General features: G+C 59.5%; 17 protein-coding genes. 12 read left to right on the top strand and 5 right to left on the bottom strand.

All coding sequences use genetic code 11. From position 1 onward, the window contains the following. The first annotated feature begins 1 nt into the window (after position 1). Both RBH19_RS11330 and RBH19_RS11335 read left to right on the top strand, forming a co-directional pair. Complete coding sequence (locus RBH19_RS11330; RefSeq protein WP_306728971.1) at positions 2–979, top strand: bifunctional enoyl-CoA hydratase/phosphate acetyltransferase; 978 nt, start codon at positions 2–4, stop codon at positions 977–979. Next, positions 976–2,157: an acetate/propionate family kinase gene (locus RBH19_RS11335; protein ID WP_306728972.1), complete on the top strand. Its 1,182-nt coding sequence runs from the start codon at positions 976–978 to the stop codon at positions 2,155–2,157. The genes RBH19_RS11330 and RBH19_RS11335 overlap by 4 nt, the downstream gene beginning before the upstream one ends. A 13-nt stretch (positions 2,158–2,170) precedes the next feature. Here RBH19_RS11335 and RBH19_RS11340 read toward each other — a convergent pair whose 3' ends face one another. The 3 genes from RBH19_RS11340 to RBH19_RS11350 all read right to left on the bottom strand — a co-directional run bounded on the left by RBH19_RS11340 (position 2,171) and on the right by RBH19_RS11350 (position 4,602). Then, on the bottom strand, positions 2,171–2,467 hold the full coding sequence (locus RBH19_RS11340; RefSeq protein ID WP_306728973.1) for a hypothetical protein: 297 nt from the start codon (positions 2,465–2,467) through the stop codon (positions 2,171–2,173). 162 nt (positions 2,468–2,629) lie between these two features. Continuing rightward, positions 2,630–3,610 (bottom strand): hypothetical protein, encoded by a 981-nt coding sequence (locus tag RBH19_RS11345; RefSeq protein WP_306728974.1) that lies wholly within the window; start codon positions 3,608–3,610, stop codon positions 2,630–2,632. Positions 3,611–3,744: 134 nt separating this feature from the next. After that, positions 3,745–4,602: a hypothetical protein gene (locus RBH19_RS11350; protein ID WP_306728975.1), complete on the bottom strand. Its 858-nt coding sequence runs from the start codon at positions 4,600–4,602 to the stop codon at positions 3,745–3,747. A gap of 186 nt (positions 4,603–4,788) precedes the next feature. Between RBH19_RS11350 and RBH19_RS11355 the strand changes: the two genes are divergently transcribed. From RBH19_RS11355 to RBH19_RS11365, 3 genes are all read left to right on the top strand, one after another. Beyond that, complete coding sequence (locus RBH19_RS11355; RefSeq protein WP_306728976.1) at positions 4,789–5,466, top strand: helix-turn-helix transcriptional regulator; 678 nt, start codon at positions 4,789–4,791, stop codon at positions 5,464–5,466. Between the two features lie 208 nt (positions 5,467–5,674). Beyond that, the gene (locus RBH19_RS11360; protein WP_306728977.1) at positions 5,675–7,051 is read left to right on the top strand and encodes an NTP/NDP exchange transporter; all 1,377 of its coding nucleotides are present in this window, start codon (positions 5,675–5,677) and stop codon (positions 7,049–7,051) included. 51 nt (positions 7,052–7,102) lie between these two features. After that, on the top strand, positions 7,103–8,047 hold the full coding sequence (locus RBH19_RS11365) for an aldo/keto reductase (RefSeq protein ID WP_306728978.1): 945 nt from the start codon (positions 7,103–7,105) through the stop codon (positions 8,045–8,047). Between the two features lie 63 nt (positions 8,048–8,110). Here RBH19_RS11365 and RBH19_RS11370 read toward each other — a convergent pair whose 3' ends face one another. Further along, positions 8,111–8,566, bottom strand: a complete 456-nt coding sequence (locus RBH19_RS11370) for an Lrp/AsnC family transcriptional regulator (RefSeq protein ID WP_306728979.1) — start codon at positions 8,564–8,566, stop codon at positions 8,111–8,113. Positions 8,567–8,701: 135 nt separating this feature from the next. Between RBH19_RS11370 and RBH19_RS11375 the strand changes: the two genes are divergently transcribed. Beyond that, positions 8,702–9,922: a methionine gamma-lyase gene (locus tag RBH19_RS11375; RefSeq protein WP_306728980.1), complete on the top strand. Its 1,221-nt coding sequence runs from the start codon at positions 8,702–8,704 to the stop codon at positions 9,920–9,922. 387 nt (positions 9,923–10,309) lie between these two features. On the opposite strand, the gene RBH19_RS11380 is transcribed toward RBH19_RS11375, so the two are convergent. Further along, positions 10,310–11,311, bottom strand: a complete 1,002-nt coding sequence (locus RBH19_RS11380; RefSeq protein WP_306728981.1) for an integron integrase — start codon at positions 11,309–11,311, stop codon at positions 10,310–10,312. 269 nt (positions 11,312–11,580) lie between these two features. Between RBH19_RS11380 and RBH19_RS11385 the strand changes: the two genes are divergently transcribed. From RBH19_RS11385 to RBH19_RS11410, 6 genes are all read left to right on the top strand, one after another. Then, a complete protein-coding gene (locus tag RBH19_RS11385; protein ID WP_306728982.1) occupies positions 11,581–12,294 on the top strand; it encodes a hypothetical protein in 714 nt (237 codons plus the stop codon). A gap of 20 nt (positions 12,295–12,314) precedes the next feature. Beyond that, positions 12,315–12,776: a hypothetical protein gene (locus RBH19_RS11390; protein WP_306728983.1), complete on the top strand. Its 462-nt coding sequence runs from the start codon at positions 12,315–12,317 to the stop codon at positions 12,774–12,776. Positions 12,777–12,896: 120 nt separating this feature from the next. Beyond that, positions 12,897–13,433: a hypothetical protein gene (locus RBH19_RS11395; RefSeq protein WP_306728984.1), complete on the top strand. Its 537-nt coding sequence runs from the start codon at positions 12,897–12,899 to the stop codon at positions 13,431–13,433. Positions 13,434–13,517: 84 nt separating this feature from the next. After that, positions 13,518–14,108 (top strand): hypothetical protein, encoded by a 591-nt coding sequence (locus RBH19_RS11400; protein WP_306728985.1) that lies wholly within the window; start codon positions 13,518–13,520, stop codon positions 14,106–14,108. 107 nt (positions 14,109–14,215) lie between these two features. Further along, positions 14,216–14,722 carry a hypothetical protein gene (locus RBH19_RS11405; RefSeq protein ID WP_306728986.1) on the top strand — a complete coding sequence of 169 codons (507 nt, stop codon included), beginning with the start codon at positions 14,216–14,218 and terminating at the stop codon, positions 14,720–14,722. 109 nt (positions 14,723–14,831) lie between these two features. Beyond that, positions 14,832–15,341 carry a hypothetical protein gene (locus RBH19_RS11410; RefSeq protein ID WP_306728987.1) on the top strand — a complete coding sequence of 170 codons (510 nt, stop codon included), beginning with the start codon at positions 14,832–14,834 and terminating at the stop codon, positions 15,339–15,341. The last annotated feature ends 29 nt before the right edge of the window (positions 15,342–15,370 follow it).

The following is a 15,370-nucleotide window of genomic DNA, read 5'->3' on the forward strand; positions in this document are numbered from 1 at the left end:
CATGACTGGCAAGGGGCGTCACGGAAAGAGCGAGCGGGTGCAGCTCAAGCGCCTGCTGAAACTGGCCGAGGGCTTGCCACCGCTGACCATGGCGGTCGTGCATCCCGTGGATGAGGAAAGCCTGCGTGGTGCGCTGGAGGCCCGTGATCAGGGTCTGATTCAACCGGTGCTGGTGGGGCCTGGCCATCGCATTCGCCGTTGCGCGGAAGAGGCGGGTGTCAGCCTGGCCGACGTTGCCATCGAGGAAACAGAGCACAGCCATGGTGCGGCCGAGCGGGCAGCCGCCATGGCCAGAGAGGGCGAGGTGGATGCCCTCATGAAAGGCTCATTGCATACTCGCGAGTTCATGGGGGCCATCGTGCCGCGTGATGCCGGTTTGCGTACCGGACGACGCATGAGCCATGTCTGGGTGATGGATGTACCCAGCTATCCACGGCCTTTGCTCATCACGGATTCGGCCATCAACATCCGCCCCGATCTCATGACCAAGGCCGACATCATCCAGAATGCCATTGAACTGTCCGAGGCCATGGGCACGGACCGGCCACGCGTGGCCATCATCTCAGCCACCGAGGAGGTCAATCCGGCCCTGCAATCCACCGTGGATGCGGCAGCCCTGTGCAAGATGGCCGAGCGCGGTCAGATTCGTGGCGGTCGACTGGACGGCCCACTGGCCTTCGATAATGCCATTTCCGAAGAGGCGGCCAGCGCCAAGGGGATTGGCGGCGACGTTGCCGGCCGGGCCGATATTCTGCTGGCGCCGGATGTGGAGTCGGCCAATATGCTGGGCAAGCAACTCCATTACCTGGCGGGGGCCGAGGCGGCCGGGATCGTTCTCGGTGCACGCGTCCCCCTGGTTCTCACCAGCCGGGCCGATGACCGTTTCTCACGCATGGCCGCCTGTGCCATCGCCCAGCTCATGGTGAAAGCCGCCAAGGATCGTCGTGAACAGGCGATGCGGGAGCAGCGCGAATCATGAGCGAAGACCGTCTGCTGGTGCTCAATGCCGGTTCGTCCAGCATCAAGTTTGCCGTGTATCCCATGGATGGCGAGTCCCCCTTGTGGCGAGGGCAGGCGGATGGGCTGGGCGGGAACAGCGCCCGTCTGCACATCAGCGATGGCAAGGACACCAACGATGAAACATTGACCCTGGATAGGGGTGATCACGCCGAGGCCCTGCAGCGGCTCCTGGACTGGCTTGACGCCAATGTCGGACACCGCTCCCTGCGCGCCGTGGGACATCGTGTGGTTCATGGCGGGACACGGCACAGCGAACCACTCATCCTTGACGCCGACCGCCTGGAGGAGCTGGATGATCTTTCAGGTCTGGCGCCACTTCACCAGCCGCACAACCTGGCCGCTGCGCGTCACCTCATGCAGCGGCGCCCCGACTTGCCCCAGGTGGCCTGTTTCGATACGGCCTTCCATCGCAGCCAGCCCTGGGTGGCACAGCAGTTCGCCCTGCCGGGGGAGTGGCAGGAGCGCGGCGTGTTGCGATATGGCTTTCACGGACTTTCCTACGAGTACATCGCCGGCCGGTTGAGAGAGGAAGATCCGGTTCTGGCCAGGGGCCGGGTGGTGGTCGCCCATCTTGGCAATGGTGCCAGTCTCTGCGGGATGAAGGATGGTCGGAGTCAGGCCACCAGCATGGGTTTCACGGCACTGGATGGCCTGCCCATGGGGCAGCGTTGCGGCGCCCTGGATCCGGGGGTAGTGCTCTACCTCATTCAACAGCAGGGAATGAGCGTGGAGGCGGTGCAGGATCTTCTATACCACCGTTCCGGCCTGCTCGGCATGTCCGGCATCAGCCATGACATGCGCGAACTTCTCGCCAGCGGCGAGGCATCCGCCGCCCGTGCCGTGGACGTGTTCTGCTACCGGGCGGCCCGGGAAATCGCCTCCCTGGCCGCGGCCCTGGGCGGGCTGGACGGACTGGTCTTCACCGCCGGCATTGGCGAGAACTGCGCGCCGGTGCGCCGGGCCATCGTCGAGTACCTGGCCTGGCTGGATTTCGACCTCGATGAGCCGGCCAAGGAGACCAATGCCGCCCGTATTCACTCCAGCGGCAGCCGGCCCGTTTACGTCTTGCCTACCGACGAGCAGGCCGTCATCGCGCGCCACACTCGCCACCTGCTGACGACGAATCCGTCGGGGTGATGCCAGCCGGCAATCAGCGCAGCTCGAAGAATGCGCTGTAGTTGCCACCGGCCATGCCATCACCATCGCCGTCCAGCGCATCGCCGTGGCGACCGCTGACACCATGAGCCGGGTCACCGATCACGCGCAGTTCATAGTGGCCGGCCTGCCATTCGGCATGCGGCAGCGCGAGTGCCACCGTCGTCGCCGGAGCAAGGCGGGTGATTCGAACAGTCGCCTTGTCCATCAATTGCATGACTTCCGGTGTGGTGTCTGTTTCAGTCAGGCGAAACAGCTGGATGGATTGCCCGTGCAGGCGGCTGGCATCCATTTCCCGGTCGAACTGCAGGAGTAACCACCCAGGCCGTCATCGAGATCGCCAGCAGTGTGATCGGCAACAGCAGGGCAGGTCGAAACGAGGGGTGTATGCGGAACACGATGGTTACCTCCCCGCCCGACAGGGGCGGTCCATGCGGCCATCGCTCTCCCTGGTTCAGAAGAAACTGTGGAACTGCAGGAAGTATCGGGAGCGATTGTGTAAGTCGATCTCCGAAGGCCCATCATGGAGACGGGCGCCCAGCCGCAACTGCACAAAGGGAATGGGTGCGCACTCCCACACCAGGCTGTAGCGATTCCGATCATTACCCCTCGCGTCCACATCCGGATCCAGATACTCCAGCGTGAGCTTCAGGTTGTGTCCCTGCCGGACTAGCCAGTTCGCCTCCACCAGGCCAAGCCATTGGCGCAGGGTGTCGTCAGCCAGATTGTCGTCACGGATATGGTTGATCTCGGCCAGCCAGGCGATGGACCCCGTACGCAGCCCCGCAAATGCATTCTGCATCCAGCGTGTGCCATCATCGCCATGATTGCTGTTGAGACTGCCGCCGGCACGCCACCGCTCACGCACATGCTCCGCACGCAGACTGAGCTGCTTGCCTCGCCGGGCATCACTGCCCTCGGAGACAGTGCTCTGGATGCTCCAGCGGCGGGGTTCCCATCCCACCGAGACCGCGGCCTGGGGTGTATTGAAATTGATGCCGGGGGTCTGGCGCACGAAAGCCGAGTCATCTTCCAGGCGCAGACCATAGGGCAGATACATTTGCCCCGCCGTCACGTGCCATTCCCGGTTGGCAAGACGATAGCGGCCAAAGGCTTCCTGATTGCTGCTACCCCCCGGCCCCATGCGCTGGTCGATATAGATTTCAAGACGATCGGGCAGGGGGCTCAGCTGAAGATACAGGCGGGTTTCCTCGTGCTCGAAGGCAAAGCCACTTTCCTGATTGGGTATTTCGTCGTAAACGGCATTGGCGCGCAGATTGGCGCCAATGGCGGCATAGGCATTCAACATCCCGGTCCAGGGGCCTTCGCGCGTCTCGATCTGTCTGGCCGGCAGGCTGTTCTGGGCCCAGATGTTGCCGTAGGTGTTGCGCATGCCACCGCCGGCAGGGTTGACGTGACAATTGGCGCATTTCATTCCGGTTTGCACGGCAATCCAGGGTTCGGCACCCAACGGTGGAGCCGACAGCAGCGCCAGGCAGAACAGTATGAGGAGCAAATAGCTGCGGGCGCCAGATTCTCTCCTGCTTCCCAGTGAGCAGCTACGGGCGTTCACGGTTCCATGCTCAACTCAAAGGTGGTGCGATAATCTCCACCGGGATGACCATCTCCATCGCCGTCAATGGGTTCGCCAGCGCGTGTGCGTACAGGCCAGTGGCCGCTGCCCGCCACTCGGATTTCGTAGTGCCCGGAAGTCCACTGCCCTTCGCCGCGAGTGATCAATACCGTTGTTGGAGCCAGATGGCTGATGCGCAGGGTCAGATCGGTGGCTTTCACTGACGCTGTCGTGTCGGGGGAATGAGTATCCCGGTATATCAGCTGGATCGAAGCCTCATGAATGAGGCTGGCATCCATTTCCTGGTCGAACTGGAGAATGAGCGGATCCGGCGGGTGATGGATGTGGCTGCCGTCCGGGGGCCAGGCGAGTTGCACACTTGCCGCGGCGGTCGAGCCAGCCACATTCGCCAAAGCACCGTCCTGAATCCACTGGCGGATCACCGCGATTTCCGACTGGCTGAGAAACGGACCGCCCTGGGGCATGCGAGCACCGACGGCCTGACGGCCTTCCAGCTTGTGAATCAGGTAGCTGTCCTCGGGATTCCCGGCCTCCACACGCAGCAGATCAACCTGATTGCTTGGCACCCCCACCAGATGGGCGTGAGACTGACCCTGTGTCAGGCGCAGGCCCTCCGGGGCACTGCTCCCGATGTGGCAAGCGGTGCAGATGGGGGTAAAGATATTTGCCTGAATGGACGCCAGGGTCGGCTCGAGCGCGCCCCCATTACTGTCATCGCCATTGCCGGAACTGCTGCTGAAGCAAGCCGTCAGGCCGAATGAGATGACCGTCAGACTGATGGCGAGCGAGAGACGTGGGGCCGAAGTACGATGGTGGTGCGCGAGACTGGTCATGATATCCCCCATCCCGGTTGGGGCGGGGGGAACCGTCGCCCGGTTCACCGGGTGTGGTGACTGTCAGGCAGCCCTGACACGGGCGGACAAGGGCGGGGTACCCTTGATATTGAGCGTAGTCCAAAACACCGCTTTTTCCAGTATTTTTGGTACAAACTAAAGCGAATCCGACAGGAGGCCGTGTTCATGAGCAAACCGGGATTGCCACCACTGGCGGCCTTTTCCGATCGCCAGCAGACGCTGATGCGGCGGCTGCTGGCGGCGCCCGAACCCCTCACCGCCGACAGTCTGGCCAGTCGTCTGGGTCTCAGCCGCAACGCAGTGGATCAGCACCTCAAGAACCTGGAGCGGGACGGGTACGTGGAGCGTCAGACACTACCTTCCACGGGCGGCCGCCCCTCCCATGGCTGGCGCCTGACCGCCGATGGCATTCACCTCTTTCCCAAGCATTACGCCATGTTCAGTGATCTTTTGATCAACATGATCAAGGATCAGAGTGGTGGCGAGGTACTTGGCCGTTACATGGAGAGCCTGGGTGCCAGCCTGGCCGACCAGCTTCGTGAGCGGGTACAGGGACGCAGTGAAGCGGCACGCATTGATGCGCTGGTCGAACTCATGAAGGAGGTGGGCTATGAGGCCGACAGCCAGCCGGAACCCGGTGCCGAATTGCCCCTCATCGATGCCCACAACTGCATCTACCACCACCTTGCCAGCCGCCACGAAGAAGTCTGCCGAATGGATCTCGCTCTGATGGAAGGTTTGAGTGGACGGCAGGTCGAGCACGTGGAGTGCATGGTGCGTGGTGGCACGGTGTGCCGTTTTCGCCTGGGCCGGCGCCTGACGGATTCGGATGAATCGTCCTAGGCCCTGTCGACGTCAACGCCCGGGGCAAATGGATCAGTCGGAGGTTTCCTGAGTGGCCACGGCAGAAATCCCGGGCCGGGGGGAACCGTTTTGCCTTGAAACGGGACTAAGGTCGATAATCTGTTCGAGTTCGTCCTGATTCTGCTCACATCACGGTGCTGATCCCCGTGATGCACAAGGCCGGGGCAGCCTGGTTGAAGGAAACTTCATGCCCGCTTACCTGCAGCAGTTCTTCAACGTTCGGCGCAGTGAGGTTCTGTCCGTCTTTCTGGCCGGCCTGTTCTTTTTCTGCGTACTGACCGCGCTCATGCTGCTGCGTCCCGCGCGCGAAGCGTTGGGCCTGCAGGGTGGCATTGAGGCCGTGCGTTGGCTGTTCGTGGGAACGGCTGTCATTACCCTGCTGGTGAACCCGTTCTTCGGGTTGCTGGTCAGCCGCCTGCCACGCCTTTATTTCATCAGTGCCACCTATGGCTTCTTTGGCCTCAGCCTGATTGTCTTTTACATGCTGATGACCGTGACGCCGGATGTCATTGGCGTGACGACCGGTCAGGTCTTTTACGTCTGGTTCAGCGTCTTCAATCTTTTTGTCACCATGGTGTTCTGGGCCCTGATGGCCGACCGCTTTTCCCTGGAGCAGGGCAAGCGCCTGTTCGGCATGATCGCCGTGGGCGGCACCTGTGGCGCCATCTTCGGTCCCTGGCTGGCGTCCATGCTGGCGGATCCCCTGGGTACGCCGGCCTTGCTGCTGATTTCCACTGCCTTTCTCGGTCTGGCCGTGGTCATTGCCTGGATACTGGCCTGGCAGCAGCCCCACCGCCGCAGCCCGGACCTGGCCTCCGACCCGGAGGCCCCGCCGGTCGTGGACGAACACGCCGTGATTGGTGGCAGTGCCTGGGAGGGCTTCAAGGCGGTGTTCCGATCCCGCTATCTCATGGGCATCGCCGCCTACGCGGTCATCCTGGCCATCATGGCCACCTTCCTCTATTTCACGCGCCTGCAGATGGTGGCCGAACTGGGTGATGATCTGGATTACCGAACCACGGTCTTTGCCCGCATCGATCTCATCACTCAGGTGGCCACCCTCATCATGCAGGCCCTGATTGCCGGTCATCTCATGCATCGGCTGGGGGTTCACATCACGCTTGCCCTGTTGCCCATCACGGCGGCACTCGGCTTCATCGGCCTGGCCGTGGTCGGATCGCTGGCGGCTCTGATCGTGTTTGAAGCGGTCTTCCGCGCCGTGCAGCGGGCCATTCAGCGCCCGGCCCGCGAAACCCTCTATACCGTGACCAGCCGCGAAGACAAGTACAAGTCCAAGGCCTTCATCGATACTTTCGTCTATCGTGGCGGTGACGTGGTCGGTGCCCAGGTGGAAGGGCTGCTTGGGCGTCTGGGCATGGGGCTGGCCGGTGTGGCCAGTGTGGCCGTACCACTGGCGCTGGTCTGGGCCGGCCTGGCCCTGTGGCTTGGACGCAGCCAGCAGAAACTGGCCGGGCAGCATCTCGGTGACCAGCCCGCCGCGAACGGCGGTGATGGTCACGCGTCACCCGAATCGTCACTGAGCCCGGGGACAGGGCGAGGTTAGTGGGCCCGGGCCTGCCAGGCCGTGCCCCCCATTGATAAGGAGGAGCATTGCATGATCACACGTCGTGAATACTTGAAGATGAGTCTTGCCGCCGGGGTGGCCCTCGCCCTGAAGCCCGGCCTCATGTGGGCCGGTGATCGCGAGCTGCCACTGATTACACGCACCATCCCCGGTACTGACGAAGCGGTGCCGGTGGTGGGCCTGGGCAGCTCCGCCACCTTCCGCAGCGTGGCAGAGGCAGGAGAGTATGATCGAATCCGTGATGTGTTCGCCAAACTGTCCGAGCACGCCAACAGCGTCTTCGACACCGCCCCCGGCTACGGGGGTTCCGAGGAAGTGGCCGGTCGCATCGTCAACGAGCTCGGAATCCGGGAGCGAATCTTCTGGGCCACCAAGCTCAATGTGGCACCGCGTGGTGGTGGTGCCGCCGACCCGGAACGAGCCATGGCTCAGCTGGAACGTTCCTTCGAGTACGTGCGCAAGGATCCCATTGACCTCATTCAGGTGCACAACCTGGGTGATGTAGAGACCCAGCTCCCGATTCTCCAGGAACAGAAGGACGAAGGGCGTATCCGTTACATTGGCGTCACCACCACCTTCCCGCGCCAGTACGAACAGCTTGAGAAGGTAATGGAGCAGTACGAGCTGGATTTCATTGGTGTGGACTACGCTATTGACAACCACACCATGGAAGAGCGCATCTTCCCCATGGCAAGAGACAAGGGTATCGGCGTGCTGGTCTACGCGCCCTTTGGCCGCACCCGCCTGTGGGAGAAGGTGGACGGCAAGGAAGTGCCGGACTGGGCGGCCGAATTCGACGCCCATACCTGGGGCCAGTTCTTCCTCAAGTGGGTGGTTTCCAGCCCGGTGGTCACTGCCGCCACACCGGCCACCAGCCGCGCCCGCCACATGGCCGACAACATGGGCGCTGCCCTGGGTCGCCTGCCGGATCAGGAGATGCGCCAGCGCATGGTCCGTCATATCGAATCGCTGTAAATCGCCATCGCCCCGGTCCGGGCCTGGAATCGCCCCCGTCGCCATCACCGTGACAGGGACGATTCAGGTCTGCGGCAGCGCCGGTGAGCGCTTCACGACGCCATAGGCAAAGCTGGTATCGATCGAGCCGATACCCGGAATGGTGTGCAGGGTATCGCGCACGAAGCGCTCGTAATCCTCCAGGCTCGACGCCACCACCCGCAGCAGATAATCCCGCTGGCCGGTCATCAGAAAGCAGTCGATGATCTCGTCGATCTCCTTCACCCGGCGCTCGAACTCGGCCACCGTTTCGGTGTCGTGGCGCTCCAGGGCCACCCGGGCGAACACCGTGATGGGGTAGCCGTAGGCCTTCTGATCCACCACTGCCGTGTAGCCCCGGATCACCTTCTGTTCCTCCAGCCGCCGCACCCGCCGCAAGCAGGGGGAGGGCGAGAGGTTCACCCGCTGGGCCAGCTCCTGATTGCTCAGACGGCCATCCAGTTGCAGCTCACGCAGGATCTTGCGGTCAATCTTGTCCATATTCCTTCTCTATTGGCAGAATCTGCCAAAAGACTGCGCCCAGGCGCCATGAATTGCAAGCAAATGCCCCGAAATAGGGCATAGCATCAGGGCATCGCCAACGGAAGACAGTCGCAAGACGACGGGAGCAGCACCATGGCCGCAGACAAGCACTCGGGTTTCGCCACCCGCGCCATCCATTACGGATACGACCCACTGGAAGAGCAGGGCGCGCTCACCCCGCCCATGCACGTCACCTCCACCTTCGCCTTTGACAGTGCCGAGCAGGGCGCGGCCCGCTTCGCCGGCGAAGAGGCCGGCCACTTCTATTCCCGCATCTCCAACCCCACCGTGGAGCTGCTGGAAAAGCGCATGGCCGCCCTGGAAGGCGCCGAGGCCGCGCTGGGATTTGCCAGTGGCATGGGCGCCATCACCGCCCTGATGTGGAGCTTCCTGCGCCCCGGCGATGAGATGATTGCCGATACCACTCTCTACGGCTGCACCCACGCCTTCTTCAACCACGGCCTGACCGAGTTCGGCATCAAGGTCCGTCATGTGGATCTCTCCGACCCGGCCAACCTGGAAGCCGCCATCAGCGACAAGACCAGGATGGTCTACTTCGAAACCCCGGCCAACCCCACCATGGACCTGGTGGACATCGAGGCCGTGTCGAAGATCGCCAAAAAGCATGGTGCCCGCGTGGCCGTGGACAACACCTATGCCACCCCGGTCAACACCCGCCCCATCGAACTGGGCGCGGACTTCGTCGCCCATTCCGCCACCAAATACCTGGGCGGTCACGGCGACCTGGTGGCCGGCGTGCTGCTGGGCAGTGAGGAAGACATGTTTCATGTCCGCCTCACCGGCCTGAAGGACTTCACCGGCGCGGTCATGTCGCCCTTCACCGCCTTCCTGCTCATGCGCGGCCTGAAGACCCTGGAAGTGCGCATGGAGCGCCAGGAAAGGAATGCAATGGAAGTGGCCCGCTGGCTGGAAGCCCAGCCCAGGGTGAAGAAGGTCTACTACCCGGGCCTGGAAAGCTTCCCCCAGCACGAGCTGGCCAAGAAGCAGATGCACGGCTTCAGCGCCATCATGGCCTTTGATGTGGAGGGCGGCGTGGAAGCCGGCCGCACCCTCATGAACAGCCTGCAGATGATCCGCCGCGCCGTCTCCCTGGGCGACGCCGAAAGCCTCATCCAGCACCCGGCCAGCATGACCCACTCCGTGCTCAGCCCCGAGGAACGCGCCGAACACGGCATCAGCGATGATCTCGTCCGCCTCTCCGTGGGCCTGGAAACCCCGGCCGACATCATCGCCGACCTGCAACAGGCCTTCGACAAGCTTGATCAAAAGGTCGATCTTCGCAAGGCGAGCTGAATCGGCCCGAACCCACACGCAACACGGCCCGGGACACTGAAGGGTGTTCCGGGCCGTGGTGTCTGGCGTCCGAGTATTCTCCCCCAGGCAGCACGATATCGCTTCTTCACGGCTTAGGCGTCTTATACGTAAGACATCAGGGCCCCAATGTCTTGCGTATAAGACAAAGTAATCATTCGGGTCTATACATCCGGGAAGCCCGAGGCTGAGGGCCGGCAGTTTCTCAACGACACCGCCCAGGGTGAAGAAGGCCTGAGCGGCTGCCGGCAATGCCTGGAAACCAAGCAACATGGCGGGCCCTGGTACCGACAGCTACACTGAGGTGAATCATTAGAGTCGAGCACAGGGAGCCGTGCCATCAAACCCCGAAAGCCACCGCCTGAAGCGTCAGATCATCTCCATCGGACTGCGCACCCCGGCAAAGCCCGTTCCGAGCACATGGGTATAGATCTGCGTCGTGTTCAGATCCACATGCCCCAGCAGCTCCTGCACCGTGCGTATGTCCGCACCCCCGCGAAGCAATTCCGTGGCAAAGCTGTGTCGGAAGGTATGGCAGCTGGCCGGCTTGCCGATCCCGCAGGCTCGAACCGCTTCTCTCACGCGGCGCTGAACCGCACTCACATGCAGATGATGACGAACGGCCCTGTCCTCGTCGTCCAGGCTCAGGCCCGGCGCGGGAAACAGCCATTGCCAGGGCAGGGAAGTGGCCGCATTGGGGTATTTTCGCGCCAGAGCAAAGGGAAGACTGACCGGCTGGCGCCGATCCAGTGGCGTTCGTCGCCACTGCGTCTCAACCCATTGCATTCGTTCCCTGAGCGCTCCTGTAACGGCAGTCGGCAATATCGTCGTCCGATCCTTGTTCCCCTTGCCATCCCGAACCGTCAGAACAGCACGCCCCAGATCCACATCCTTCATGCGCAGCCGAGCCGCCTCCGTCACCCGCAGCCCGCTGCCATACATCAAGGAAGCCATCAACTGATAAGGTGCCTCCAGGCGCCGAATCACTGCCATGGCCTCCTCATGACTGAACACCACCGGCAAGCGCCGCGGCCGCTTCGCCGGCCGGATGCCCTGAATCTCACCCAGCGGCCGCTCCAGCACCGCGCGATACAGAAACACCAGCGCATTCAGCGCCTGGCTCTGAGTCGAAACCGCCACATGCCGCTCCGTTGCCAGAAAACTCAGGAACTCCGCCACCTCCGCCTCCCCCATCTCCCGCGGATGGCGCATTCGGTGGAAGCGAATGAAATAGCGTATCCAGTACCAATAACTCTTCTCGGTCTGACGGCTGTAACGCCGAGTGCGGATCACCCGCCGCACCTGTTCCCGCAAACGCGGCCGCCCCTCCCGGCCTTCCTGCCGCGCAGCGTCCGCCCCCGCAGCCGCCACCGATCTCCCACCAGATCGCCACTGACCCATCTCGCCACCTCCCCTTTTGGTAACTGTATGGATATACAGTATTATTGGGAGAGGAAAATGCGACTGTCAAGGTATCCCCGGACGCCAAACCCCGAAGTTTGCGCTATGTTATTGAAAGAAAACACGAATCGCCGGGCACCGAACTACCTGGCGACGGACTTATCGAGACGGCGCGTTATCCCCAATAAACGCGCCAGTCGTACAATCAACTGTTAGCGCATGCGAATCGGTGTCTATTGATGAGTAAGTTTTGGTTCATTTCAGCGCTTCTTCTGACCACTGCGCTTGGTGGATGTATTGGGATTGCTCATCAGTCTGCTGATGTTCCTGTTCTCGAGATATTGGTTAAGCCTGATCCCCTAGAATCGTGTGGTGAACTTAGTCCGATGGTATTGGTAGCGCCAGTCTTCTATGGTGTGCCAGAGGCATTTCGAGATTTGGTGGCTGACGAGCTGAAGGATGGCACCTATTACGAGTCAGTGTCCGTTGGTCCTGATATTGAGGGTGACTTTCAGGTCGAGTTTCCACCGGAAACACGGCATATCGGTCATCTGGCCACGCCATTTTCGTCTGGTCCGAGCCGGAATGTTACTACTAGTCGTATCGTTCTAATAAGGCCAGGGCGCGGACAGGGGATCTTTAAGGTAACGCTCGAGGGCGATCGTGCGTTGGTGCAACGGCTTCAGAACCTGGACTCCCTGGCAGATCGACCAGAAAAACAAAGAGAAAAGGAAGGGTTCGGAGAATACTCCAAGGAAATTTCGGGTTTTTTCCACTCCGCGAGATGGCGACCAACTGAAGCGATGCAAGTTAGAAGCATTGAACGAAGCGATAGACGGGATTTCTTTGTCATTGAGTTTCAGGAATTGATTTGCGCTAACAAAGGGTTTAACCGGACGCCGGAAAGCTCCGCGGTGGCAAAGCCGGTCAAGCTCAGTGCCGGCGCCGGTTAACCCAAGCGTTATGTGCCTTTATGGATTGGACAGAACTTAAGCAAGTAGCCTCATGGGGGCACTATGTTCACTGGGCACAATTAAACGGTGACCGTTGGATATGTGCTGAAGACGAGACTCCGGCTGAATCATTGGCCATTTCGTTCCAGTTTTTTGCGTCCATGTATGTCGCAATAGAAGGATGGCAGGAGCTCAAGCTGCAGGATTCAGAAATCGATAGACTCCTGATGAAACATCAACAGGGAGTTGCCTTGCTTAAGCGTGCGAGGAATGCGGTTTACCATTTTCAGAAGGAGATGTATGGAGACAAAATGGTCGGATTTGCCGAAGAAATCGGAAGAGACGGCTGGGTTCTTGATCTATACCACGAGTTCGTCCGGTTCCTTGCTGAATATCCCAAGAGGGTATGTCCGTTTGAGGAAAAGCAGGACCATTTTGCCCATCAGTTTTATGAAATACTGGGCTGGGAACCGGAGCGCTGAGCACATAACAAAGCCTTCAACCGGACGCGGGGCAAGCTCCGGGCCGGCTTCGCCGGGCTGGCTCAGTGGCCGCGCCGGTTAAGGCAAACGTTATAAGCCAATATAAGCCAAGGAGAGTTCGTGTTATCTCAAGTTTTCAATGAGGCTTTACAGGCTTTTTTCGAGGCCGAAGCTCAAAACATACTAAGTGGGGTGAGCGAGCGAAATCTTTGCGCTAGGTTGGCTATGCCTTTGCAAGTGTTTGCCAACGAAAATGGTTACCCCGGATACTATGCAGACCCAGAATATAATCGAAAGCAAAATGGCAGGGTGAAAACCATCCTCGATGACGACATGCAAGTAGTGACTATCACTTGTGATTTAATCTTGCATAGTCGCGGCGAAGTCATGAGGAAAGATAATCTTATTGCCATTGAAATGAAGAAATCTGAGCGACCAGAAGAAGAAAAAATTAGTGATAGATCTAGATTGAGGGCATTGACAAAATCTAGCTTTGATGGTGTTTGGTCTTACGATGGGGAAGCACACCCAGAACATGTGTGCGGCTATGAGCTTGGTTACTTTGTAGAGCTGAATCCAGAGAATCGATCTTATGTAGTTCAGGTGTTTAAGGCAGGAGAACTCATAGATGAATTTGGTGGCCAATTCGGCTTATAACAATCGCAAGCACGCGGACCAAATTTCCGCTTCGCTGCAATTTGTCCGGTGTTGCGGACGTTAGACCAAGCAAGGAGATTCCGGGTGTCGAGTTCCGCGGTTGAAAACCTTGTTTTTCTACTGATCGGCTGGGCGCTCAGTACATTTACTGCGCTTGCAGTCTATTTGTGGAAGACGAATGAGGAAAAACGTCGCGTATTCTCTAGGGTCTGGCGGGTCTTGGAAGATATTTTTATTGATGTAGAAATATCAAAGGCGTGGCGACAGGCGGGTGGGATAGAAAGTATCAAGGCACTGTTCGACCTTGACGAAGGTGATTTCAAGGAGCTTCCGCCTTCTCCGCCGACCCTTCCGCAGGATTATGATCAAGTCTTATCAGATGTGTCGGATTGGGAAGCCCGGAAGGGAGCGGCGGACATCAGTAAATCATTGGGGGGTATTTCGGGATTGGTACAGGGGTTGACGCAGATCTACGCCGGAATGGCGGTTTATGTTGAGAACTCACGGTATGGCCCAGTCCCTGAGCGAGCTCGGTCCGCCTATATTTCGCAACTGGCGCAGTTAGAGAAGAACTTGCAAAGCCTATTTAAAATTGTAGATAGGCATCGGCAAGGTCCAATTAGTCGGCTGTTTGGTGCTATAGGTAGATGGTGGAAAACGAATAACAGGCAGTGAGTTCACCCAGTTTATGGTCTAACAACAGCGTGAACGCGGACCGGTTTACCCTCTGCGTTCGCACAGGGTAAACCGTCCGGTTACGCTGGGCGTTAGGAAGTCGAATCATGAAGCTCTTTCTTTCCCTAGCTTTCATTCTTGTGGCGGTGGATGCCCCGGGCAAGGCGTGGTGGGTGACTGAGCGGGTTACCCCTAGCGATACGAGATACCTTGGTCAGTCGGTTGATACGCTAAGGGTGGATTTTGAGAAAATTGCGATTTTTGACTGTGGATCTGACAACGTATTCTCGCCTTCCCAGTGTCAAGAATTGGCCGAACAGCGGGCGATGTTTCGCGTTGATATGTCAATCGACAAGTCATCTGAGATTTTACGTTGGGAGGTAGGGCTGGCTGAAACGGAGGCGGGCCAGGATTATAAGATTCTCATTGCCTCGAATCTGCAAGATGATGAAATTGAGGTGGTGTTTTCTGAGTACACAGTCGACACGCACTTCTCTGCCCTTTTTGTGCGCGAAGGCAGGCTATTTTGGGCACATTGCCTGGAGTGCGGGCAGCTTGCCGAGGTACTTTATGAAGATGGCCGGTGGGTCCTGGATTGGGGTGATGAATACTAAACTTCCTAACCAGTCGCTCGAGTTCGCTCCGGCCCTGGCCGGGCCTGCGCCGGACGGGCTTTCCGCTCCGCTTCAAGCCCGCCGCTCAGCTTTGCGTTAGGAGTATCGCATGAGGTGGATCCTCTTGCTATTGGCTCTCGTACCTATCTTCGTATCCGCTCAATTGACGCCGGAGCAAGAGGCGATGCTTGAGCGAATGGACGAAATTGATCGCTACATTCACCGTGCCCCCATATTTCTCGATGACTCATCCCAGGGAGGTCTTCGGGCAACTGCCAAGGTTCTTGATGAAAGCTGTGAGGACGTCGAAAACCCCCACGCAGATGGGGTTTTGACGTATTGCACCATTCAGTTTCAGGGAGGTCTGGAAGCCCGGTATCGCGTGTTTGGTGATCCTCAGCAGCTTCATGTCATTTGGATTGATATTCAATCCTCTAGGTGGGTTCTCGCGCGTGATGTCGCGGTGGGCCAGTCATTCGAGCATGTAGTCACGGCGTTGGGCGAACCGACAATTAGAGAAGAAGACAGGGTCGTCTATTCTGGCGTGACCGAGCAAGCATTATTCGAACTTAGCAATGGAAACGTCAGCCGGATTCGGCTGAAATATTATGTCGATTGAACTCCTAACCACAGCGTCAACACGGATCG

It is taken from the genome of Natronospira bacteriovora (assembly GCF_030848495.1).
GTDB classification, from domain to species: Bacteria; Pseudomonadota; Gammaproteobacteria; order Natronospirales; family Natronospiraceae; genus Natronospira; species Natronospira bacteriovora.

Bases quoted from the DNA above. Each gene is read 5' to 3' on its own strand.
- RBH19_RS11330 (WP_306728971.1), top strand. From the start codon at position 2: ATGACTGGCAAGGGGCGTCACGGAAAGAGCGAGCGGGTGCAGCTCAAG.
- RBH19_RS11335 (WP_306728972.1), top strand. From the start codon at position 976: ATGAGCGAAGACCGTCTGCTGGTGCTCAATGCCGGTTCGTCCAGCATC.
- RBH19_RS11340 (WP_306728973.1), bottom strand. From the start codon at position 2,467: ATGGATGCCAGCCGCCTGCACGGGCAATCCATCCAGCTGTTTCGCCTG.
- RBH19_RS11345 (WP_306728974.1), bottom strand. From the start codon at position 3,610: ATGAAATGCGCCAATTGTCACGTCAACCCTGCCGGCGGTGGCATGCGC.
- RBH19_RS11350 (WP_306728975.1), bottom strand. From the start codon at position 4,602: ATGACCAGTCTCGCGCACCACCATCGTACTTCGGCCCCACGTCTCTCG.
- RBH19_RS11355 (WP_306728976.1), top strand. From the start codon at position 4,789: ATGAGCAAACCGGGATTGCCACCACTGGCGGCCTTTTCCGATCGCCAG.
- RBH19_RS11360 (WP_306728977.1), top strand. From the start codon at position 5,675: ATGCCCGCTTACCTGCAGCAGTTCTTCAACGTTCGGCGCAGTGAGGTT.
- RBH19_RS11365 (WP_306728978.1), top strand. From the start codon at position 7,103: ATGATCACACGTCGTGAATACTTGAAGATGAGTCTTGCCGCCGGGGTG.
- RBH19_RS11370 (WP_306728979.1), bottom strand. From the start codon at position 8,566: ATGGACAAGATTGACCGCAAGATCCTGCGTGAGCTGCAACTGGATGGC.
- RBH19_RS11375 (WP_306728980.1), top strand. From the start codon at position 8,702: ATGGCCGCAGACAAGCACTCGGGTTTCGCCACCCGCGCCATCCATTAC.
- RBH19_RS11385 (WP_306728982.1), top strand. From the start codon at position 11,581: ATGAGTAAGTTTTGGTTCATTTCAGCGCTTCTTCTGACCACTGCGCTT.
- RBH19_RS11390 (WP_306728983.1), top strand. From the start codon at position 12,315: ATGGATTGGACAGAACTTAAGCAAGTAGCCTCATGGGGGCACTATGTT.
- RBH19_RS11405 (WP_306728986.1), top strand. From the start codon at position 14,216: ATGAAGCTCTTTCTTTCCCTAGCTTTCATTCTTGTGGCGGTGGATGCC.
- RBH19_RS11410 (WP_306728987.1), top strand. From the start codon at position 14,832: ATGAGGTGGATCCTCTTGCTATTGGCTCTCGTACCTATCTTCGTATCC.